Source organism: Massilia sp., from assembly GCF_046293535.1.
GTDB lineage: Bacteria > Pseudomonadota > Gammaproteobacteria > Burkholderiales > Burkholderiaceae_D > Telluria.
The window spans coordinates 36404-58757 of sequence record NZ_JBKBOV010000022.1 but is presented as its reverse complement, the minus strand read 5'-3'; the positions used below and the strand labels follow the sequence as shown (position 1 = coordinate 58757).

Sequence of the window (22354 nt, the reverse complement as noted above, 5' to 3'; positions counted from 1 at the left end):
ATGAGCCTGCACCGCATCCTCAACGTGGCGCTGGACAGCGACCAGGACGTGGTCGTGGTGCGCCAGCGCGCGCGCCAGGTATCCGAGCTGCTCGGCTTTTCGCAGCAGGACCAGGTGCGCGTGGCCACCGCGGTGTCCGAGATCGCCCGGGCCGCCTGCCACCAGGGATCGGGCGGGCGCGCCGCCTTCCTGCTGGGCCGCAACCTCGGGCGCCAGCACCTGGAGGTCACGATCAATATCGGCACCGGCGAGCGCCGCTCCGACACGCCCGCGCCGCGCGACGCCGGATTCAGCCGCACGCTGCCGGAACTGGCGGTGATCAGCGCGCACCGCCTCATGGATTCCTGCGAAGTCGAGCCGGAGCAGGGCATGGTCACCGCGGTCACCATGCGCAAGGCGCTGCCGCCGCAGGCCATCGTCGACAGCGCGCGCCTGGCCGAGATCGGCAACCGCCTGGCCGGCAGCCCGGTCTCGAACACGCTGCAGGAGCTGCAGCTGCAGAACCACGAGCTGCTGGGGACGCTGGCCGAGCTGCGCGAGCGCCAGGAAGACCTGCTCTCGCTCACGCGCGAGCTGGAAGACACCAACCGCGGCATCGTCGCGCTGTACGCCGAGATCGAGGACAAGGCCGAGCGCCTGCGCCGCGCAGACGAGATGAAGTCGCGCTTCCTGTCGAACACCAGCCACGAACTGCGCACGCCGCTGTCCTCGATCCGCGCCCTGGCCCAGCTGCTGCTGGACCGCATGGACGGCGACCTGACCACGGAGCAGGAGCGTCAGGTGCAGTTCATCGCCAAGGCCGCCAACGACCTGTCGGAACTGGTCAACGACCTGCTCGACCTGGCCAAGATCGAGGCCGGCAAGGTCGAGGTGCAACTGGCCCCGGTGGTGATCGACAACCTGTTCCGCGCATTGAAGGGCATGATGCGGCCGCTGGTCGACGAAGGCCGCGTGGAACTGGTCTTCGAGCCGTCGGAATTTACCGAGGCCTTCGATTCCGACGAGGGCAAGATCTCCCAGATCCTGCGCAACTTCATGTCGAACGCGCTGAAGTTCACCGAGCACGGCGCGGTGCGCGTCTCGGCAAGCTACGATGCGCAGCAGGACACGATCGCCTTCGCGGTCGCCGACACCGGGATCGGCATCAGCCCGGAAAACCTGCAACTGATCTTCGAAGAGTTCAGCCAGATCGAGCATCCGCTCCAGCGGCGCAGCAAGGGCACCGGCCTGGGCCTGCCGCTATGCCGCAAGCTGGCCGAACTGCTGCATGGGCGCGTCGACGTGCGCAGCACGGAAGGCGTCGGCTCGACCTTCACGCTGACCTTGCCGCGGCGTTTTTCGCATGACCCTTCGCAGCCAAGCCACGATGGAACCGAACCATGAAAGCCAATTCCACCCTGATCCTCAACGTTGACGACAACGACGGCGCCCGCTACGCCAAGAACCGCATCCTGCAGGGGGCGGGCTTCGAGGTGGTGGAAGCGACCAACGGCACCGACGCGCTGGACATGGTCAAGCGCCTGAACCCGGCGCTGGTGCTGCTCGACGTGAAGCTCCCGGACATCAACGGCATCGAGGTCTGCCGCCGCATCAAGGCCAACCCTGAGAGCGCCATGGTGCTGGTGCTGCAGACCTCGGCGGCGCTGACCGGGCGCGCCGACAAGATCCGCGGGCTGGAAGGCGGCGCCGACAACTACCTGGCCGCGCCGATCGAGGCCGACGAGCTGATCGCCAACGTGAATGCGCTGCTGCGCATGCGCCAGACCCAGGTCCAGCTGCGCGACAGCGAAGAGCGTTTCCGCCAGATCACCGACAACATCGACGACGTGTTCTGGATGTTCGCCGTGCCGGAAGGCGACCTGATCTACGTCAGCCCGGCGTATTCCGACATCTGGGGCGGCAGCCTGGAAGCCTTGCGCCAGCGTCCCGAGGGCTGGCTCGACGCCGTGCACCCGGAAGACCGCGAGCGCATTGCGCAGCGCTGGCGCCAGCTGCGGCAGGCGCCGAACTACGACGACGAGTTCCGCATCCTCGGACCGGACGGGCGCATGCACTGGGTGCGCGACCGCCTGTTTGCGGTCCGCAACGCGCGCGGCGATGTCTACCGGGTGGCGCGCGTGACCAGCGACATCACCGCGCGCAAGGAGATGGAAGCGCTGCTGCGCGCGGCCGACCGCAACAAGAACCAGTTCCTGGCCACGCTGGCCCACGAGCTGCGCAATCCGCTCAGCCCGATCCGCAACGCGGCCGCGCTGCTGGGCGCGAACAGCGACGGCAGCACCGAGCGCCAGGCGCGCGCGCGCGAAGTCATCACGCGCCAGGTCGACCACCTGGCCCACCTGGTGGACGACCTGCTCGACGTCGCCCGTATTTCCGAGGGCAAGATCGTGCTGCGCACCGAAGAGGTGGACCTGGGCGCCGTGGTGGCCCAGGCGATCGAGACCGCCGGGCCCCTGATCGCGGCGCGCGGGCACCATCTGGACGTGCAGCTGCCGCAGCAGCAGGTATGGGTGATGGGCGACCCGGTGCGCCTGGCCCAGTCGATCGGCAACCTGCTGCACAATGCGGCCAAGTTCACGCCGAAAGGCGGCGCGCTGTCCGTGCGCGTTTGCCTGGGCGACGACGAGCGGGTGCAGATCGCGGTGCGCGACAACGGCATCGGCATCGCCGAGGACAACCTGCCGCGCATCTTCGGCATGTTCGCCCAGGTGGACGCGCCGCCGGACCGCGCGCCGGAAGGCCTGGGCATCGGCCTGTCGCTGGTGTCGCACCTGATCGAGCTGCACGGCGGGCGCTTGTCGGCGCAGAGCCCGGGCATCGGCATGGGCAGCACCTTCACGGTCGACTTGCCGCTGCTGCGCGTCAGCGCGGCCGCGGCCAGCCTTGACGATGGCGAGGCGTCGGAGCAGGGCGGCAGCGGCATGCGCGTTCTGCTGGTGGACGACAACGTCGACGCCATGGAAATGATGGGCTTCCTGCTGGCCGAGATGGGCTACGAGACCTGCACCACCTCGGATGCCGCCGAGATCGAGGCGCTGGCGCTGCGCCACAAGCCGCAGGTGATCGTGCTCGACATCGGGCTGCCGGGCATGGACGGCTACGAGGTGGCGCGCCGCATCAAGAGGAACCCGGCCCTGGCGGGCATCCGCCTGGTGGCCCACACCGGCTACGGCTCGCCGGAAGACCGCCGGCGCGCGATGGAGGCCGGCTTCGACGCGCACCTGGTCAAGCCGGCCGAGCTGCCCGACCTGGAACAGGCGCTCAGAGGCTGAGGATGGTAAGAAAAAAGCCCCGCGAGAGCGGGGCTTTGCACATCAGGCGGCGGTACCCGTCACTTGTCGGTGACGGTGAACTCCCCGAAGGCCTTGAGCTGCTCGCCCACCGCTTTCGGATCGCCCACCACCACGATCGACTGGCTCTCCGGATTGAAGTACTTGCGCGACACCTCGCGCACCTGTTCCGGCGTGACCTTCTGGATGCGCGGCACGTACTCGCCCAGGAACTCGGCCGGCAGGCCCACCAGCCAGTTCTGCGCCAGGGTCGCGGCGACCGCGCGCTGCAGCTGGTTGCTGATCATGTAGCCGCCCGCCACGTAGCGCTTGTTCATCTCCATTTCCTTGGCCGGTACCAGCTCGGTGCCGATGCGCTTGTACTCGGAGAGGAACTCGTTCAGCGCCGCGCCGGTGACTTCGTTGCGCACGTCGGCGCCGCCGACGATCGCGCCGCCCGCGCGGTTCATGCGCGCGCCGGCCGAGGCGCCGTAGGTATAGCCCTTTTCCTCGCGCAGGTTGGTGTTGACACGGCTCGAGAAGCCGCCGCCCAGGATGGTGCTGGCCAGGCGCAGCGGAATCTGGTCCTGCGCGCTGGCGGCGATGCCCGGGCTGCCCAGGCGCACGGCCGACTGCACGCTCTTGTCGCGGTTCAGCAGGATGCGCGACGGCTTGGCGTTGCCCGGGGCGGCGGCGGTTTCCGGCAAGGCCGGGCCGCTGGCACGCCAAGAGCCGAAGGCCTCTTCGGCCAGCTTGAGCGCGTCGGCTTCCTTGACCGGGCCGGTGATCACGAGCAGGGCGCGGTCCGGACGCAGGCGCTTGGCATGTTCAAGACGCAGCATGTCCTGGGTCACGGCGTTGATCGCTTCCACCGTCGGGGTGGTGCGCGCGTACGGGTGGTCGCCGTAGACCGCGCGGCTGATGGCGCGCTCGGCGCGGAAGCCCGGCTGGGTTTCCGACACGCGCAGCGCTTGCAGCGCATTGGCCTTGGCCAGCGCCACTTCGCTTTGCGGGAAGGATGGGCTGCGCGCCACTTCGGCCAGCAGTTGCATCATCGGCGCGGCCTGCGAGACCAGCGCATTGGCCGAGACCACGATGCCGTCCGAAGTGGCGCTGGCGCCGACTTCGCCGCCCATGCCCTGGGCCGCTTCGGCGATCGCGCGCGAGTCGCGCTTGGCGGTGCCTTCGTTGAGCAGGCCGGCCAGCATGCTGGCAAAGGCCGGGGACTGCGGCGCGTCGGCCGCGAAGCCGGCGCCGCGTACCGCCAGCACGTAGTCCACGCGCGGCAGGCCCTTGCGCGGCACGACCCAGACGGTCAGGCCGTTGCCCAGGGTTTTCTTGGTGATCTTCGGAATCGGGATCGGGTTGTCCTTGCCGTAGGCAGGCATCGGCAGGTTGTCCGCGGCGGGCGCGGCGTAGGCGGCCGGGGCGAAGGCAAGCGTGACGGCGAATGCGAGCATCAGTTTTTTCATCGATGCGCTCCTTATTTGTTAGCGCCGGCGGCCGGTGCGGCAGCGGCAGCGGGGGTGGCAGGGGCGGCTGCAGGTGCGGCGAGCATCGCGGCCGGCTTGCGGTCGATGACGGTGCGGTTGGTCGGCACCATGTAGGTGCGCACCGCGCGCTGGATGTCTTCCGACGTCACGCCCTCGATCAGGCCGGGAACCTTGTTGACCACGTTGGCGTCGCCCCACATCACCTGCATCTTGGCCATCATGTCGGCGCGGTTGATGAAGCTCTCCAGTTGGTTGTTCCAGTTGGCCAGCATGCGGGTCTTGACGCGCTTGAGGGTCGCGGCGTCCACGCCGTCCTGCGCGACCTTGGCGAGTTCCTCGTCGATGGCCTTGAGCATGGCGTCGGCGCTGCTGTTCGGCTTGTACAGGGCGAACACGGTCAGGAGGGTCGGGCCGTCGTATTCGAAGGGGCCGGTCAGGCCGAACAGGGAGTCGACGTTGAGCGCGATCTCGCGGCCCTTCACCAGGCCCTGGTAGAACAGCGACGCGTCGCCGCCGGCCAGCAGTTCGCCCAGCACGGCCATGGCGGCCTGGTCGCGGTGGCCGCGCGGCGGCATCTTCCAGGCCGCGGCGATCGCCGGCACCTGGGCCAGGGCGTCGCTCTGCGTGATGCGCTTCTCCTGGGTGTTCAGGCCTTCGCTGAAGTCGGTCGGCTTCGGCGTCGGGCGGGCCGGGATCTTGCCGAAGTACTTCTCGGCCAGCGCGAAGCCCTGGGCCGGCGTGATGTCGCCGGCAATGGCGATCACGGCGTTGTTGGGGCCGTAGTAGTCGCGGTGGAAGGCGCGCACGTCATCCAGGCTGGCGTTCTCGAGGTCCTCGAAGCTGCCGTAGCCGTCATGGTTGTTTTCCCACTTCTGGAACGCGTGCTGGCCGATGTCGATCCACATGAAGCCGCCGTAGGGCTGGTTCTTCACGTTTACGCGGATCTCTTCCTTCACCACGTCTTGCTGGTTCTTCAGCGTGGTCGGGTTGAAGTCGAGCGTCTTCATGCGGTCCGCTTCCAGCCACAGGATCGGCTCCAGCGCCGAGCGCGGGGCGGTCTCGATGTAGTTGGTGTAGTCGGCACGGGTCGAGCCGTTGTTGCGCCCGCCGCCAGCGGTGATGGTGGTGTCGAACACGCCCTTCTTGGCGTTCGGCGTGCCCTGGAACATCAGGTGTTCGAACAGGTGGGCGAAACCGGTGCGGTTCTTCGGCTCCAGGCGCATGCCCACTTTGTAGACGACCGACACGCCCACGGTGGGCGAACTGCGGTCTTCGGTGACGATGACCGTCAGGCCGTTGTCGAGTTTCTTGACGGCGATCGGCAGGGTCCACTGGTCCGCGGAGGCGGCGAACGCCGACAGCGAGAACGTGAGCCCGGCCAGCAGAACTGGTAATTGGCGCATGCGCATTGGTATGACCTCGTTTGAGTACTCGGGAAGGATCTGTACTGACAGCCAGGGCCGTCATGCGCTGCATCTTAGCGCAATGGCATGCCAATAAGTAATCTTTTTCTCGGGAAGCCTGGCCCGCTGTGCCCCGCATGCCACAGGCCGGCCATCCGTGCATACGCCGCTCCAGGACGCGTTTTTTGCAGTTCATCGCAGATCGGTAGGCGATGGCGGCCCGAACGGATATAGTTGCAACATGATAATTTTGAGCTGTTGCGCACTGGTTTGCCGACAAGGCGCTCCATGGACAACAAGAACATGTATTCGGAGAATGGTATGAATCAGCTTTCCAAGGCCGGCTTCGCCGTCGCGGCACTGTGCACCTGGCTGTTGACCTGCATGGGCATGGCGAAGGCGGCGCCGGATGTGGCCACCGAGACGCGCCAGGTCGATGCGCGCGTGGTGCGCGTCAAGGTCGACGGGGTGGTCGACCTCAAGATCCGCCAGGGCAGCACGCCGCTGCTGGTCTTGAGCGGCGATCCGCGCCTGCTCGGCAAGACCACCACGCTGCAAAGCGGCGACACCATCACCATCGGCACCGAGACCAAGGGCGTGAGCATCAACCTCGGCCGCAGCATGGGCCTGCATGCCGAGCTGACGCTGCCAAACTTGCGTGAAGTCAGTTCCGAAAGCGTGGGAGGCACGGCGATCACCGGTTTCTCGGGTGACGAACTCGAGCTCAACCTCGATGGGGCCGGCTCAATGAATGTATCATGTAACTACAAGGTACTGAGCGCCAACCTGGGCGGTGTCGGCAGCATGAAGGTACATGGCATCAACAGCGAGAGCGTCGAGCTGAACCTCAGCGGCGCCGGCTACGTGACCCTGTCGGGCCGCAGCCGCAAGCTGAAGGCGGAGCTGGGTGGACTGGGCGGGCTGGACGCACAGGCCTTCTCGGCCGAGAACGTGACCCTCGAACTGTCCGGCCTGGGCAACGCGACCGTGACCGCCAAGGACAGCGCCAACCTGACGCTGTCGGGCCTGGGCTCGGTGACGGTGCACGGCAAGCCGCAGAACCGCAAGGTGAGCGTCGACGGCCTGGGCAAGGTCAACTGGAAATAAACAAGAACAACGGGAGTCCTCGCGAGGACCAAGGGTACGCAGAGATCCTGATTCCATGAACGAGACATGAAAAAACTACTGATAGCGATCGCATTCGTGCTGGGCCTGCAGGCCAGTGCGCATGCGGGCTTCGCGGAAGGGGCCAGCGCGTATAACGCGCGCAACTACGCGGTAGCACTGAAAGAGATCGTCCCGCTCGCCAAGGCCGGCCATGCGGATGCCCAGCATTTGCTGGGCCTGATGTATTACATGGGCCGCGGCGTCACGCGCGACTACAAGCAGGCCTTCGCCTGGCACTACAAGGCGGCCCAGCAGGGCAAGGCCGACGCCCAGTACGTGGTCGGCGCCATGTACTACACCGGTAATGCGGTGCCGCAGGACCAGCGCCACGCGGTGGGCTGGTTCCGCAAGGCGGCCGAGCAGGGCCATGCCGAGGCCCAGCACGCGCTCGGACTGATGTACCGCTACCACCAGGCGGGCATGCCGCAAGACAAGGTGCTGGCCTATATGCTGTGGAACCTGGCGGCGGCCAGCGGCAACCATAACGCGGTCGAGCAGCGCGCCGCCATCTCGCGCCAGATGACCCAGGAGCAGATCGAGGAGGCGCAGGCGATGTCGCGCACCTGGCGGCCGGGCCGGCCCCTGCCGACCAGTTCGCGCACGGGGAGCAATTCCTGATCAAACACCGCCGGCTTCGACCGGCGGTTTGTCTATGTGTTGGCTCGGCGGGTTTTGTAGGGTGGACGGGTCTCCCGTCCGCGCGTTCAAACTTGGCTCGAGCAGATGCACGGCTATTCCTGAGCTGGTTGAACGCGCGGACGGCGAAGCCGTCCACCCTACGACCATCATTTCGCCGGCGCGCTTGCCGGCGCCTTCGCGGCGCTGCGGAACAGGCTCAGCGGCACCGCATTGCCCATCGCCTGATAGCCCAGGTCGTTCGGATGCAGGTGGTCGCCGCTGTCGAAGGCCGGCAGGAAGCGGGTCGGCCGGGCCGGGTCGCGCGTGACGCGGTCGAAGTCGATCACCGCGTCGAACTCGTCGTTGTTGCGGATCCAGTTGTTCACCGCCTGCCGCACCACTTCCTTCTCGGGCGAGTAATAGGCTGCGCCCTCGAAGGGCGTGAGGGTGGCGCCGATCACGCTGATGCCCTTGGCATGGGCGCGCTGGATCAGCTGGCGGTAGGCGGCGATCAGGTCCTCGGCCGTCACCGGATTGGTCGGCGAGCTGTTGCCGATGTCGTTGATGCCGATCAGGACCACCAGGTAGCGCACGCCGGCCGTGGCCAGCACGTCGCGGTCGAAGCGTTCCTGGGCGCTGCGCCCGGCCAGGGTGTTCGGCGAATTGCTCAGCAGGCGGTTGCCGCTGATGCCGCGGTTGACCACGCCGAAGCGCGTGTTGATGCCGAGCACCGGGTCACGTTCGGTCTGCAGCCGGCGCGCCAGCCAGTCGGGCCAGCGGTTGTTGGTGTCGGGCGTGCTGCGGGTGCCGTCGGTGATCGAGTCGCCCAGCGTGACGATGGTCGGGCCGCTGGTGTCGACGTCGACCTCGGTGAGGAAGGGCCAGATCTGGATCGTGCGCTGCACCGGCAGGGTCGCGGCGGCCGTGAAGTTGCCCGGCAGGGACACGTAGTTGGTCTGCAGGGCCAGCTGGTGCACGGTGGTGGCCTGCACCGTGCCGGGCAGGTAGAGGCTCACCGCCAGGCTTGATAGCGGCGGCACGTTCAGCTCCACCGGATCGGACAGCGCAGGGGCGCCGGGCGGGATGGTCACAAAACTGCGCCCGCCGAAGGTCAAGGCGCGGTCGGTCCCGGCGGCCACGTCCGAGCCGCCGGCGCGCAGGCCGATGCGGGCGGCGCCGATCGTCAAGGGCGTGGAACCGAGCTCGTTGGACAGCCGGATGCGCACGCGGTTGCCGCCGGTGCTGGTGTGGACGATCAGGCGCAGCGTCTGGTCGGTGAAGGTCTGCAGGCTGGCGTCCGGCGGCGGACCGGCTGGGGCCGTGCCCCAGGTACCGGTCCAGTTTTCCGTGGTCCAGGACTGGGCAGTGGCCGGCTGCGGCAGGGCGATCGCCGCGGCCAGCATGGCGCTGCCCAGCAGCAGGCGGCGGCGCGGCGGATGCATGCCGGCGGGGGTGAGGGCGATACCTTCCTTGAGGCGCCGGGCGGCATCGAGAAGGAGGGGAAGGAAGCGTTTCATGGTCGGCTCCTTGGGTAGTGGCCATGCGATATGCATGAGCTCGTCTGACCACTGTAGCGAGCCGTGGGGAGCTGAACAAGAAGGCAACAATCGCGTCGTTTGCGCGGGATCGAAGCCACAAAAGATTAGTATTCCCGCAAGAATCTTCTCGTCCCGCTAGGGAAATCTTGTCCGTCAATTGACCCGTCCTGCCGTCTTTACTGTTCGCAGGCGCACCGAGTAGTCGGGGCAACAGGACTAGCTTGGTGCTTCCACGGACGAGGAGCGGCCATGAGCAAGCATTCAAACGACGTACGGATCGAGAACCCGACCATGCCGGCCGGCGGCTGGGGTTCGGTGCAGGAAGTCTCCACCATCCTGCTGCACCAGCGCGTGCCGCTGAAGGACAGCCCGCTGCTGCTCAAGCAAAACAAGCCGGACGGCTTTGCCTGCGTCAGCTGCGCCTGGGCCAAACCGGCCAATCCGCATCCCTTCGAGTTCTGCGAGAGCGGGGCCAAGGCCACGGCCTGGGAAACCACCAGCAAGGCCATTGGCGCCGATTTCTTCGAGCGCCATACCGTCACCGAACTCGACACCTGGGACGACCACAGCCTGGAAGACCAGGGCCGCCTGACCGTGCCGCTGCGCTACGATCCGCAGACCGACAAGTACCGCGAGATCGCCTGGGATACGGCGTTCGCCGAGATCGGGGCTCTGCTGCGCGCCATGGACCGCAAGGGGGTGGTGTTCTACAGCTCGGGACGTGCCTCGCTCGAGACGTCCTACATGTACGGCCTGCTGGCGCGCATGTACGGCAACAACAACCTGCCGGACAGCTCCAACATGTGCCACGAAAGCACCTCGGTCGGCTTGCAGAAGACCATCGGCGTGCCGGTCGGCACCGTGGCCCTGGAGGACTTCGAGCATACCGACTGCATCTTCTTCTTCGGCCAGAACGTCGGCGTGAACAGCCCGCGCATGCTGCACCAGTTGCAGGAGGCGCGCCGGCGCGGCGTGCCGATCATCACCTTCAATCCGCTGCGCGAGCGCGGGCTGGTCAGCTTCACCAACCCGCAATCGCCCGCCGAGATGCTCACCAGGAGCGAGACGGCCATCAGCACCCAGTACCACCAGGTCAAGCCGGGCGGGGACACGGCCGCCATCATGGGCCTGTGCAAGGCCATCTTCGCCTTCGACGACGCCACCCGGGTGGCAGGCAGCCAGCGCGTGCTCGATACCGCCTTCCTGCAGGAGCACGCGCATGGCCTGGCGCAGTTCGAGGCGGCCGTGCGTGCCTGCACTTGGGAAGCGATCGAGCGCGAATCCGGCCTGCGCCGCGCCGCCCTCGAAGGCGCGGCCCAGGTCTACTGCGGTTCGAGCGCCGTGATGGCGGTCTACGGCATGGGCCTGACCCAGCACCGCAACGGCGTGCAGAACGTGGCGATGATCGTCAACCTGCTGCTCCTGCGCGGGAACATCGGCAAGCCCGGCGCCGGCGTGTGCCCGGTGCGCGGCCACTCCAACGTGCAGGGCCAGCGCACGGTCGGCATTACCGAGAAGCCCGAGCTGGCGCCGCTCGACAAGCTGGAGCAGCAGTACGGCTTCGCGCCGCCGCGCGAACCCGGCATGAACACGGTCGAGGCCTGCGAAGGCATCCTGGCCGGGCGCGTGCAGGCCTTCATCGGCCTGGGCGGCAACTTCGTGCGCGCGGTGCCCGAGCGCGGCCTGATGGAGGCGGCCTGGCGCGAGATCCCGCTGACGGTGCAGGTCTCGACCAAGCTCAATCGCAACCACCTGGTCCACGGCAGGGCTTCCTACATCCTGCCTTGCCTGGGCCGCATCGAGATCGACCGCCAGGCGAGCGGGCCGCAGGACGTGACCATCGAGGATTCGACCGCCTGCATGCACGGCTCGCGCGGCATGGCCGAGCCGGTGGCGGGCACGCTGCTGTCCGAGCCGGCGATCGTGGCCGGCATCGCCAAGGCCACGCTCGAACCCAACCCGCGCGTCGACTGGGACCGCTGGGTGGCCGACTACGCCACCATCCGCGATGCGATCGCCGAGACCTATCCCGAGACCTTTCACGACTTCAATGCGCGCATGTGGACACCGGGCGGCTTTCGCAAACCCCTGGGCGCCGCGCACCGGGTCTGGAAGACCGGGAACGGCAAGGCCAATTTCACGGTGCCCGAAGCGCTCGACGGCAATCCGGACCTGCGCGGCGGCCCCAATACGCTGCGCCTGTTCACGGTGCGCAGCGACGGCCAGTTCAACACCACCATCTACAGCCACGACGACCGCTTCCGCGGCGTCTACGGCAGCCGCATGGTGATCTTCATGGCGCGCGCCGACATGGCCAGGCACGCGCTGGCCCAGGGCGACCAGGTGGCCTTGCGCTGCGCCGCCGAGGACGGCGTCGAGCGCCGCGTCGGCGGCTTGACCGTGGTGCCCTACGACGTGCCGGAAGGCTGCATCGCGGGCTACTTCCCCGAGCTCAATCCCCTGATTCCGCTGTGGCACCACGCGAAGGAAAGCAAGGTGCCGGCGGCCAAGGCGATCGACGTGATCCTCGAGCGCGGCGGGAGGCTGTCGTGAACGCGGGCGAAGGCTTCTTCGCGCCGGCTGGGGCTTGCCGCCTGCCGGCCGGGCGCTGGCGCGACGGCCGGCTGGAACACGCGACCGAGCTGGTGGCCGACGAAGTGCCGGTGGCGCTCGTCTACAACGGCATCAGCCATGCGGTGATGCTGGCTTCGCCCCGGGACCTGGAGGATTTCGCGCTCGGCTTTTCGCTGGGCGAGCGCATCGTGGACGACGCGCGCGAGATCCACGACCTCGAGGTGGAAGAAGCGGCGCAGGGCATCGCGATCGAGATGCGGATCGCCTCGGGCGCCATGATGCGCCTGAAGGAGACGCGCCGCGCGCGTATCGGCAAGACCGGCTGCGGCCTGTGCGGCGTCGAGAGCCTGGCCTGCTTCGACGACGAGGCTTGCGCCGCCCAGGCGCAGGGCGGCGAGGCCCGCTTCGATCCGGAAGCGCTGCAGCGCGCGATGGCCGGGATGGCGGCGCGCCAGGACCTGCACCACGCGACCGGCGCCGTGCACGCGGCCGGCTGGGCCGACGGCAGCGGCGAACTGCTGTGCGTGCGCGAGGACGTCGGCCGTCACAATGCGCTCGACAAGCTGGTCGGCGCGCTGGCGCGCGCCCGGTTCGACAGTGCGGACGGCTTCGCGGTGGTGACCAGCCGCGCCAGCTTCGAGATGGTGCAGAAGGCCGCGCGCGCGGGCTTTCCGATGCTGGCCGCGATCTCGGCGCCGACCGCGCTGGCGGTGCAGCTGGCCGAGCGGGCAGGGCTGACGCTGGCCGGCTTCGTGCGCGGCGGGCGCCACGTCGTCTACAGCCATCCGCAGCGGCTCGCCGTGGAATCGGGTTGAGCGGTATGATGCGCACCTGATTCTAGTTTCCGGAGCATTCATGGTCATCGTGACCCACAACGGCAAGTTCCATGCGGACGACGCATGGGCGGTCGCCGTCCTGCACATCCTCTTCCCTGACGCCGAGATCGTCAGGACCCGCGAGAGCGCCATCATCGAGGCCGCCGATTTCGTGGTCGACGTCGGCGGCATCTGGGATCCGGCGGCGGGCCGCTTCGACCACCACCAGAAGGGCTTCGACGGCGCCCGTGCCAGCGGCGTGCCCTATGCCAGCGCCGGCCTGGTCTGGCGCGAATACGGCGCGCGCTGCGTCGCCCACCTGGCCGAGCAGCACACCGGCCACCGGCTGGAGGACGAGACCGCGCAGCAGATGGCCCATGCGATCGACGCCGACATCGTCCAGTACCTCGACCTGTCGGACGTGGGCGCGGCCAAGAACGCGCCGGGCGGCTACGGCATGTCGGCCGTGGTGTCGGGCTTCAACCCGAACTGGATGGACGAGCAGCGCCTGGGCTACGGCGCGCAGGCCGACGCCTACCGGCTGGCCCAGTTCCGCAAGGCGATGGATTTTCTCACCGAGGTGATCGTCAATGCGGTCAAGTACCGCGTCGGCGCCATCCTGGCGCTGGCCCAGGTGCGCCAGGCGCAAGTGCTGGAAAACGGCCGGCTGCTGTTCCTGAGGAATGCGGCCTTGCCCTGGAGTTCGGTGGTGCGCAAGGAAATGCCGAAGGTGCTCTTCGTGCTCAGCCACAGCCTGTCGGAAGACCGCTACATGCTGCACACCGTGCCCGCCACGGTCGACACCTTCGATGCCCGCGCCGACCTGCCGGAAAGCTGGGCCGGCCTGCGCGACGCCGACCTGGCGGCGGTGACCGGCGTGCCCGATGCGAAGTTCTGCCACAACGGCCGTTTCATTGCTGCTGCAAAATCCTACGAGGGCGCGTATGCGATGGCCCTGCAGGCGCTGCAGGCGGTGGACACCGGCCTGAGCCCGCTGTTCGCGGCGCGCGAATCGGCATCGGCATCGGTGCCGGCATCGTCATTGAGTTAGGCAGGGCACGGTCAGTCTCGCCACGAAACATTATCTTGGTCCCATGGCCAAGATCGTTTCGATGAAAAAGCTGTACGCGATGCAGCGTATGTCGGCCGCGCTGAACCGGGCCGCGGCGGCCCGGCCTTTCGGACCGGAAACCGACCGGGCGCTGCGCTGGGCCGCGGCCTGGGGCATGTGCGCCGGGATCCGCACCCCGCACACCCGCGTGCGCCTGCGCCGCGACACCCTGGTGGGTGTCAGCGCCGCGCCGGAGCCGGAGCGGCGCATGCGCGCCTGAGCTTGCACCTGTGGTAGTCTGATCCCCTGGCCCATCCATTTTCGCCGATCCGTCGCGTGATGCCAGGCATCCGGCGCTCGGCGGGGGCATGGGCATGATCGCCAGACGCAAGTTCAATCACATCACCGCAGGTCTTCTTTCGAAATTTCTCACCCGCTACAACGACTTCGACGGCTACTGGGCACTCGGGGTGATGTACTCGGAGGTGCGCTCCTTCAACAACCGGGCCGACATCGACATGCTGCACGGCGTGGCACAGCCAGATTTTCCGGGATGTACGAGCGTGGCCCGCAATTGGGCCTTGCACCTGCGCGCGGCGCTCCGCCGGCATGGCATCGCGCCGGATGCGCTGGCCGCCGCCGCCATCTCCCTCGAGTTCGGCCTGGCACGCATGCCCGGACTTCCCGGCTATCCCCATGAGCACGACTGCGGGCCGGACTTCCTGGCTACCCTGCGCCTGCAATCCCGTGACGGTCGCGCGTTTGCCCGCCAGGATCGCGGCTACTGCATGCCGCACGAGGAATTCCGGGGCCGGCGCAGCACGCGCCGCGCCGGGTGAGGCGACACGGGACGCGCAGGATTTCGCCGACTCCCTTACAATTGTGGTTTTTTCAACACAGGAGTTCCCATGCGCGCCATCGAAATCACGCAACCCGGCAAGCCGGACGTCCTGCAGCCCTGCGAGCGGCCGGTGCCGGTCTTGAGGGCCGGCGAGGTGTTGATCAAGGTGCACGCGGCCGGCATCAACCGCCCCGACGTGCTGCAACGGCTCGGTAAATATCCGGTGCCGCCGGGCGCCTCCGACCTGCCGGGCCTGGAAGTGGCCGGCGAGATCGTCGACGGCGACTATGCGGCCGCCGGCTTGGCCAAGGGCGACATGGTCTGCGCACTGGTGCAGGGCGGCGGCTATGCCGAATACTGCACCGCGCCAGCCGAGCAATGCCTGCCGGTCCCGAAAGGCTTGAGCCTGCTCGAAGCCGCTTCGCTGCCGGAGACTTTTTTTACCGTTTGGTCAAATGTGTTCGACCGCGCGCGGTTGGCGCCGGGTGAATCGCTGCTGGTGCAGGGTGGCAGCTCGGGCATCGGCGTCACCGCGATCCAGCTGGCCGCGGCCCTGGGCCACCGGGTATTCGCCACCGCGGGGTCGGATGAGAAATGCCGTGCTTGCGAGCAGCTCGGCGCCGAACGCGGCATCAATTACCGCAGCGAGGATTTCGCCGCCGTGGTGAAGGAGTTGACGGGCGGGAAGGGCGTCGACGTGATCCTCGACATGGTCGCCGGCGACTACATCCCGCGCGAGATCGATTGCCTGGCCGACGACGGCCGCATCGCCCTGATCGCGTTGCTGGGCGGCGCGAAAGCCGAGATCGACCTGGGCCAGGTGCTGCGCCGCCGCCTCTCCATCAGCGGCTCGACCTTGCGCCCGCGCCCGGTCGCCTTCAAGGCCGCGATCGCGCGCAGCTTGCGCGAGCGCGTCTGGCCGCTGTTCGAACAGGGCAAACTCAAGCCGGTCATTTACCGGAGCTTCCCGCTGGCCCAGGCGGCCCAGGCGCATGCGCTGATGGAGTCGAGCACCCACGTGGGCAAAATCGTCCTGGAAGTGAGCAGCGCTTAACAATTCCCCCGATGGCGGCGTTGCATCGTCTCGCCGTACTAGCGTACTGTCTTCGTGGTCCGCCACTGCGGCGATGCGCCTTGCCCTCGGGCTTCTGTTAAGCGCTGTAAGAGATTGAATCAAAAAGGGATTGGCGTTTGGAAGATGGCCTAGCCATTGTTTGACCGCCACATATTCGACCGCTAGAATAGCGGGTTAAATTAAAGGATGGGGTTCTATGCGTCCCAAGCTCGTCGTAGGTAACTGGAAAATGAACGGCAGCCGCGCTGCCAATGCCGCGCTCCTGACCGGCATCCTCGAAGGTCTCGGCAATGCCAAGGCCCAGGTGGCGGTGTGCGTGCCGGCGCCCTACCTGTTCCAGTGCGAAGAAATTCTCAAGGGCACTCCGATCGCCTGGGGTGCGCAGGACGTGTCCTGCCATCCGGTCGGCGCCTATACCGGCGAAGTGTGCATGTCGATGCTGCAGGATTTCGGCAGCCGCTACGTGATCGTCGGCCACTCCGAGCGCCGCGCATACCATGGCGAGACCAATGAATTGGTTGCCAAGAAAGCGAAGGCCGCCCTGGAAGCCGGCCTGACCCCGATCGTCTGCGTCGGCGAAACCCTGGAGCAGCGCGAAGCCGGGCAGACCATGGACGTGGTCGATGCCCAGCTCGAGGCCGTGCTGGAAGCGGTAGGTGCCGATGCCGTCGACAGTATCGTGCTGGCCTACGAGCCCGTATGGGCGATCGGCACCGGCAAGACCGCCACGCCGGAGATGGCCCAGGAAGTCCACGCAGGCGTGCGCGAAAAATTGCGCGCATGCAACGCCGAGGCCGCGCAGCGCACGCTGGTGCTGTACGGCGGCAGCATGAAACCGGATAATGCGGCGGACCTGCTGGCGCAGCCGGACATCGATGGCGGCCTGATCGGTGGTGCGGCGCTGAAAGCGGCGGACTTCCTCGGGATCATCCGCTCGGCAGGGTAGACATCCGCAGTTTCAGAAGAAGTAGAAAAGCAGAAGCACAAGCTTTAGAAATAAAGCATTCATAAAGTAGTCATTCGACGTCGTTAACTTGGAAATGGAATTGCAATGAACACCGTGTTCAATCTGATTATTGTTGTGCAGGTTATTTCGGCCCTGGCCATCATCGGCCTGGTGCTGGTCCAGCACGGCAAGGGCGCCGACATGGGCGCGGCCTTCGGTTCGGGCGCCTCGGGCAGCCTGTTCGGCGCTTCGGGCTCGTCGAACTTCCTGTCGAAGTCGACCGCCGTCGCGGCCGCCGTGTTCTTTGCATCGACCCTGGCGCTGGCCTGGCACAGCAATGGCCGCAGCTCGGGCGACACCGACGGTGGCGTGATGGGACGCGTCACCGTGCCGTCGTCGCAGGCGCCGGCCACCGGCATTCCGAGCGACGTGCCCGGCGCAGGTCCGAACGCCGGCCCGACCACGGCCGTTCCGGCCAACGACATCCCGCAGACCCCGGGCGTTGCCGTGCCGGCAGCGCCGGGCGAGGCCGCACCGGCTCCGGCCGCACCGGCGCCTGCGCCTGCACCGGCTCCGACCAAGTAATCCTGGCGCGGGCCGCACGCCCGTGCAGGAATAGGAGTAGAATGCGCCTCGCCATCGGGTAGGGCGCATTGTTGTAAAGGATGGGCGGCCGTTCATGCCGCCAGCCCTGCCGTAAGATGCTTGGCCTTAAAAGAAATGTTGAGTAATTGCGTAATTTCCTTGTGATAGCGCAATTTGTGCATTGAAAAGTAGTGCTAAAGCAGGGTAGAATACTGGTCTCCAGCCGACGTGGTGAAATTGGTAGACACGCTATCTTGAGGGGGTAGTGGCGCAAGCTGTGCGAGTTCGAGTCTCGCCGTCGGCACCAAGATACAAAGAAGCCAGCAAGGGCGCAATGAGCAAACGCTCTCCTGCCTGAGCTGGCTTTTTTACGATTCATGCGGCCCTGGTGGAAGGTCCTCGGTCAGGTTCGAATGGATCGGCGCTGCAGCCCTGCAGTGTTTCATTAACCGATCGTTCAAATAGGCTTCACGTGAACCTCGAAAATTATCTCCCCGTTCTTCTATTTATCCTGGTTGGCATCGGCGTCGGTGTCGCTCCGCAGGTGCTCGGTCGCATCCTCGGTCCGCACCGTCCAGACGCCGCCAAGCTGTCCCCGTATGAGTGCGGCTTCGAAGCCTTCGAAGATGCGCGCATGAAGTTCGACGTTCGCTACTACCTGGTGGCGATCCTGTTTATTTTGTTTGATCTGGAAACGGCATTCTTCTTCCCATGGGGCGTCTCGATGCGCGAACTGGGCTGGACCGGTTTCATCACGATGATGGTGTTCATCGCCGAATTCGTCGTGGGCTTCTGGTACATCTGGAAGAAAGGTGCCCTTGATTGGGAATAAGCCATGGCAATTGAAGGCGTATTAAACGAAGGTTTCATTACCACCACAGCCGACAAGCTGATCAACTGGGCGCGCACGGGATCGATGTTCCCGATGACGTTTGGCCTGGCATGCTGTGCGGTCGAGATGATGCATGTGGGCGCCGCCCGCTACGATCTCGACCGTTTTGGCATTGTGTTCCGCCCGTCGCCGCGCCAGTCCGACGTGATGATCGTCGCCGGCACGCTGTGCAACAAGATGGCTCCCGCCCTGCGCAAGGTGTACGACCAGATGGCCGAACCGCGCTGGGTGATCTCGATGGGGTCCTGCGCCAACGGCGGCGGCTACTACCACTACTCGTACTCGGTGGTGCGCGGCTGCGACCGCATCGTGCCGGTCGACGTGTACGTGCCGGGCTGCCCGCCGACCGCGGAAGCCCTGCTGTACGGCATCATGCAGCTGCAGAACAAGATCAAGCGCACCAATACCATCGCGCGCTAAGAACAGCGAAACATCATGACGACGAAACTCGAAACCCTTGAACTCGCCCTGAAAAATGCACTGGGCGAGGGCGCCGCCATCAAGCAGGCGCTGGGCGAAGTGACTGTGGTGGTCAAGGCCGCCGACTACATCAAGACGATGCAGGCGCTGCGCGACGACCCGGCTCTTTGCTTCGAAGAAATGATCGACCTGTGCGGTGTCGACTATTCCCAGTACGGGGAGGGCACCTGGGACGGCCCGCGCTTCGCGGTGGTCGTGCACCTGCTGTCGCTCCAGCACAACTGGCGCGTGCGCGTGCGCACCTTCTGCGCCGACGACGACATGCCGATGGTCGAATCGATCACCCCGATCTGGCGCGCCGCCAACTGGTTCGAGCGCGAAGCCTTTGACCTGTTCGGCATCCTGTTCGACGGCCACGGCGACCTGCGCCGCATCCTGACCGACTACGGCTTCATCGGCCACCCGTTCCGCAAGGACTTCCCGATCACGGGCTATGTCGAAATGCGCTACGACCCTGAACAGAAACGCGTGATCTACCAACCGGTGACGATCGAGCCGCGCGAGAACATCCCGCGCGTGATCCGTGAAGAAACCTACGGGACATCGAAATAATGGCTGAGCTTAAGAATTACACCCTGAACTTTGGTCCGCAGCACCCGGCAGCGCACGGCGTGCTGCGCCTCGTGCTGGAACTGGACGGCGAAGTGATCCAGCGCGCCGACCCGCACATCGGCCTGCTGCACCGCGGCACCGAGAAGCTGGCCGAGACCCGCACCTACCTGCAGTCGGTCCCGTACATGGACCGCCTCGACTACGTGTCGATGATGTGCAACGAGCACGGCTACGTGCTGGCAGTCGAAAAGCTGCTGGGCATCGAAGCGCCGATCCGCGCGCAGTACATCCGCACGATGTTCGACGAGATCACCCGTATCCTGAACCACCTGATGTGGCTGGGCGCGCACGCGCTCGACATCGGGGCCATGGGTCCCTTCCTGTACGCCTTCCGTGACCGCGAAGACCTGTTCGACGTCTACGAGGCGGTGTCGGGCGCGCGCATGCACGCGGCCTACTACCGCCCGGGCGGCGTGTACCGCGACCTGCCGGACCGCATGCCGCAGCACCGCGAATCGCCGATCCGCTCGAAGAAGGCGATCGACGACCTGAACCGCGACCGCCAGGGTTCGGTGCTGGACTTCATCGAAGCCTTCACGGAGCGCTTCGACGGCTACGTCGACGAATACGAAACCCTGCTGACCGATAACCGCATCTGGAAGCAGCGTACCGTCGGCATCGGCGTGGTTTCGCCGGAAGACGCGAAAGCGATGGGCTTTTCGGGCGCCATGCTGCGCGGCTCGGGCGTGGCCTGGGACCTGCGCAAGACCCAGCCGTACGCGGCCTATGACAAGGTCGACTTCGACATCCCGGTCGGCACCAACGGCGACTCCTACGACCGCTACCTGGTGCGCGTGGAAGAAATGCGTCAGTCGAACCGCATCATCAAGCAGTGCATCGCCTGGCTGCGCGTGAACCAGGGTCCGGTGATGATCGACAACCACAAGATCGCGCCGCCGAACCGCATGGACATGAAGTCCAACATGGAATCGCTGATCCACCACTTCAAGCTGTTCACCGAAGGCTTCCACGTGCCGGAAGGCGAAGCCTACGCGGCAATCGAGCACCCGAAGGGCGAGTTCGGCATCTACATCGTGTCGGACGGCGCCAACAAGCCGTACCGCCTGAAGATCCGCACCCCGGACTACGTCCACCTGCAGAGCCTCGACGAAATGTCGCGCGGTCACATGATCGCCGACGCGGTCGCGATCATCGGCACCCAGGACATCGTGTTCGGCAGTATCGACAGGTAACGCTCACGTTCGATAAGAAGGACCAAATAAAATGTTATCGCAGGATTGCTATAAAAAGATCGATCGCGAGCTGGCCAAGTACCCAGCCGATCAACGCCAGTCGGCCGTGATGGCTTCGCTGGCCCACGCCCAGGTCGAACTGGGCTGGCTGTCGCCGGAAACCATGCAGGAAGTCGCCGACTACATCGGCATGCCGGCCATCGCCGTGCAGGAAGTGGCGACCTTCTACAACATGTACAACCTGAAGCCGGTCGGCAAGGCCAAGATCACGGTCTGCACCAACCTGCCGTGCGCCCTGTCGGGCGGCGAGCGCGCCGGCCAGTACCTGAAGGACAAGCTGGGCATCGACTACCGCGAAACCACCGCCGACGGCCAGTTCACCCTGGTCGAGGGCGAGTGCATGGGCGCCTGCGGCGACGCGCCGGTGATGCTGGTGAATAACCACCGCATGTGCTCGTTCATGAACGACCAGAAAATCGACGCCCTGGTAGAGGAACTGAAGAAATGAGCAGCCTGCACGACCGTCACATCAATCCGCTGATCCTCAAGGACCTGAACGGCGACAACTGGCGCCTGGCCGACTACGTCAAGCGTGGCGGCTATTCGGCGCTGCGCAAGATCCTCGAAGGCGGTATCGCGCCGGAACAGATCATCGCCGACCTGAAGGCCTCGGGCCTGCGCGGCCGCGGCGGCGCCGGTTTCCCGACCGGCCTGAAGTGGAGCTTCATGCCGCGCCAGTACCCGGGCCAGAAATACCTCGTCTGCAACACCGACGAAGGCGAGCCGGGTACCTTCAAGGATCGCGACATCATCCGCTACAACCCGCACGCGCTGATCGAAGGCATGGCCATCGGCGCCTACGCGATGGGCATCACCGTGGGCTACAACTACATCCACGGCGAGATCTTCCAGGAATACCTGCGCTTCGAAGAGGCGCTGGAAGAGGCGCGCGCCGCCGGCTTCCTGGGCGATAACATCATGGGTTCGAACTTCTCGTTCCAGCTGCACGCCCACCACGGCTACGGCGCCTACATCTGCGGCGAAGAAACCGCGCTGCTCGAGTCGCTCGAAGGCAAGAAGGGCCAGCCGCGCTTCAAGCCGCCGTTCCCGGCCTCGTTCGGCCTGTACGGCAAGCCGACCACGATCAACAACACCGAGACCTTCGCTGCGGTCCCGTTCCTGCTGAACATCGGCCCTGAGAACTACATGGCCCTCGGCAAGCCGAACAACGGCGGCACCAAGATCTTCTCGATCTCGGGCGACGTCGAGCGTCCGGGCAACTACGAAGTCCCGCTGGGCACCCCGTTCGCCAAGCTGATGGAGCTGGCCGGCGGCATGCGCGGCGGCAAGAAGGTCAAGGCCGTCATCCCGGGCGGTTCGTCGGCGCCGGTGATCCGCGGCGAGGTCATGATGGATACCGACCTCGACTACGATTCGATCGCCAAGGCCGGCTCGATGCTGGGTTCGGGCGCCGTGATCGTCATGGACGAGACCCGCTGCATGGTCAAGTCGCTGCTGCGCCTGTCCTACTTCTACTACGAAGAATCCTGCGGTCAGTGCACCCCGTGCCGTGAAGGCACCGGCTGGATGTACCGCATGGTCCACCGCATCGAGAACGGCAAGGGTCGTCCGGAAGACATGGACCTGCTGAACAACATCGCGGGCAACATCAAGGGCCGCACCATCTGCGCGCTGGGCGACGCCGCCGCGATGCCGGTGGAAGCGATGATCAAGAACTTCCGCGAGGAATTCGAATATCACATCGAGCACAAGCACTGCCTCGTGCCCGCATACCTTTAAAC

21 protein-coding genes and 1 tRNA gene are annotated in these 22354 nt (G+C 66.1%); 19 read left to right on the top strand and 3 right to left on the bottom strand.

Features of this window, described 5'->3' with window-relative positions; translation table 11 throughout:
- A complete protein-coding gene (locus ACK4S9_RS13280) occupies positions 1 to 1383 on the top strand; it encodes an ATP-binding protein (RefSeq protein WP_409726319.1) in 1383 nt (460 codons plus the stop codon).
- Positions 1380 to 3272 (top strand): response regulator, encoded by a 1893-nt coding sequence (locus ACK4S9_RS13275; protein ID WP_409726317.1) that lies wholly within the window; start codon positions 1380 to 1382, stop codon positions 3270 to 3272. The genes ACK4S9_RS13280 and ACK4S9_RS13275 overlap by 4 nt, the downstream gene beginning before the upstream one ends.
- A gap of 59 nt (positions 3273 to 3331) precedes the next feature.
- Here ACK4S9_RS13275 and ACK4S9_RS13270 read toward each other — a convergent pair whose 3' ends face one another.
- Complete coding sequence (locus tag ACK4S9_RS13270) at positions 3332 to 4741, bottom strand: M16 family metallopeptidase (protein WP_409726315.1); 1410 nt, start codon at positions 4739 to 4741, stop codon at positions 3332 to 3334.
- 11 nt (positions 4742 to 4752) lie between these two features.
- Positions 4753 to 6165, bottom strand: a complete 1413-nt coding sequence (locus ACK4S9_RS13265) for a M16 family metallopeptidase (protein WP_409726313.1) — start codon at positions 6163 to 6165, stop codon at positions 4753 to 4755.
- 321 nt (positions 6166 to 6486) lie between these two features.
- On the opposite strand from ACK4S9_RS13265, the gene ACK4S9_RS13260 reads away from it, so the two are divergent.
- Positions 6487 to 7272, top strand: a complete 786-nt coding sequence (locus ACK4S9_RS13260; protein ID WP_409726311.1) for a GIN domain-containing protein — start codon at positions 6487 to 6489, stop codon at positions 7270 to 7272.
- A gap of 66 nt (positions 7273 to 7338) precedes the next feature.
- On the top strand, positions 7339 to 7950 hold the full coding sequence (locus ACK4S9_RS13255; RefSeq protein WP_409726309.1) for a tetratricopeptide repeat protein: 612 nt from the start codon (positions 7339 to 7341) through the stop codon (positions 7948 to 7950).
- 167 nt (positions 7951 to 8117) lie between these two features.
- Here the strand turns inward: ACK4S9_RS13255 and ACK4S9_RS13250 are convergent, their stop codons facing one another.
- The gene (locus ACK4S9_RS13250) at positions 8118 to 9467 is read right to left on the bottom strand and encodes an SGNH/GDSL hydrolase family protein (protein WP_409726307.1); all 1350 of its coding nucleotides are present in this window, start codon (positions 9465 to 9467) and stop codon (positions 8118 to 8120) included.
- Positions 9468 to 9737: 270 nt separating this feature from the next.
- Here ACK4S9_RS13250 and ACK4S9_RS13245 point away from each other — a divergent pair, with 270 nt between their 5' ends.
- From ACK4S9_RS13245 to nuoF, 15 genes are all read left to right on the top strand, one after another.
- Positions 9738 to 12041: an FdhF/YdeP family oxidoreductase gene (locus ACK4S9_RS13245; RefSeq protein WP_409726305.1), complete on the top strand. Its 2304-nt coding sequence runs from the start codon at positions 9738 to 9740 to the stop codon at positions 12039 to 12041.
- Positions 12038 to 12877, top strand: coding sequence for a formate dehydrogenase accessory sulfurtransferase FdhD (gene fdhD / locus ACK4S9_RS13240; protein ID WP_409726303.1), 840 nt, complete (start codon positions 12038 to 12040; stop codon positions 12875 to 12877). Before ACK4S9_RS13245 ends, fdhD begins: the two co-directional genes overlap by 4 nt.
- A 40-nt stretch (positions 12878 to 12917) precedes the next feature.
- On the top strand, positions 12918 to 13928 hold the full coding sequence (locus ACK4S9_RS13235) for an MYG1 family protein (RefSeq protein ID WP_409726301.1): 1011 nt from the start codon (positions 12918 to 12920) through the stop codon (positions 13926 to 13928).
- Positions 13929 to 13989: 61 nt separating this feature from the next.
- Positions 13990 to 14208 (top strand): hypothetical protein, encoded by a 219-nt coding sequence (locus tag ACK4S9_RS13230; protein WP_409726299.1) that lies wholly within the window; start codon positions 13990 to 13992, stop codon positions 14206 to 14208.
- 88 nt (positions 14209 to 14296) lie between these two features.
- Positions 14297 to 14767 (top strand): hypothetical protein, encoded by a 471-nt coding sequence (locus ACK4S9_RS13225; RefSeq protein ID WP_409726297.1) that lies wholly within the window; start codon positions 14297 to 14299, stop codon positions 14765 to 14767.
- 69 nt (positions 14768 to 14836) lie between these two features.
- A complete protein-coding gene (locus ACK4S9_RS13220; protein WP_409726295.1) occupies positions 14837 to 15823 on the top strand; it encodes an NAD(P)H-quinone oxidoreductase in 987 nt (328 codons plus the stop codon).
- 217 nt (positions 15824 to 16040) lie between these two features.
- Complete coding sequence (gene tpiA, locus ACK4S9_RS13215; RefSeq protein WP_409726293.1) at positions 16041 to 16790, top strand: triose-phosphate isomerase; 750 nt, start codon at positions 16041 to 16043, stop codon at positions 16788 to 16790.
- A 105-nt stretch (positions 16791 to 16895) separates the two neighbouring features.
- Positions 16896 to 17375, top strand: a complete 480-nt coding sequence (secG, locus tag ACK4S9_RS13210; RefSeq protein ID WP_409726291.1) for a preprotein translocase subunit SecG — start codon at positions 16896 to 16898, stop codon at positions 17373 to 17375.
- 222 nt (positions 17376 to 17597) lie between these two features.
- Positions 17598 to 17682 (top strand) — tRNA-Leu (locus ACK4S9_RS13205).
- Between the two features lie 165 nt (positions 17683 to 17847).
- The gene (locus ACK4S9_RS13200; protein ID WP_409726289.1) at positions 17848 to 18207 is read left to right on the top strand and encodes an NADH-quinone oxidoreductase subunit A; all 360 of its coding nucleotides are present in this window, start codon (positions 17848 to 17850) and stop codon (positions 18205 to 18207) included.
- A 3-nt stretch (positions 18208 to 18210) separates the two neighbouring features.
- Complete coding sequence (locus ACK4S9_RS13195; RefSeq protein ID WP_020654624.1) at positions 18211 to 18687, top strand: NuoB/complex I 20 kDa subunit family protein; 477 nt, start codon at positions 18211 to 18213, stop codon at positions 18685 to 18687.
- Between the two features lie 15 nt (positions 18688 to 18702).
- Positions 18703 to 19299 (top strand): NADH-quinone oxidoreductase subunit C, encoded by a 597-nt coding sequence (locus ACK4S9_RS13190; protein WP_409726286.1) that lies wholly within the window; start codon positions 18703 to 18705, stop codon positions 19297 to 19299.
- The gene (locus tag ACK4S9_RS13185; RefSeq protein WP_409726284.1) at positions 19299 to 20552 is read left to right on the top strand and encodes an NADH-quinone oxidoreductase subunit D; all 1254 of its coding nucleotides are present in this window, start codon (positions 19299 to 19301) and stop codon (positions 20550 to 20552) included. Before ACK4S9_RS13190 ends, ACK4S9_RS13185 begins: the two co-directional genes overlap by 1 nt.
- A gap of 31 nt (positions 20553 to 20583) precedes the next feature.
- The gene (nuoE, locus tag ACK4S9_RS13180) at positions 20584 to 21060 is read left to right on the top strand and encodes an NADH-quinone oxidoreductase subunit NuoE (protein WP_409726282.1); all 477 of its coding nucleotides are present in this window, start codon (positions 20584 to 20586) and stop codon (positions 21058 to 21060) included.
- Positions 21057 to 22352: an NADH-quinone oxidoreductase subunit NuoF gene (gene nuoF / locus ACK4S9_RS13175; protein ID WP_409726280.1), complete on the top strand. Its 1296-nt coding sequence runs from the start codon at positions 21057 to 21059 to the stop codon at positions 22350 to 22352. Before nuoE ends, nuoF begins: the two co-directional genes overlap by 4 nt.
- Positions 22353 to 22354 lie beyond the last annotated feature (2 nt).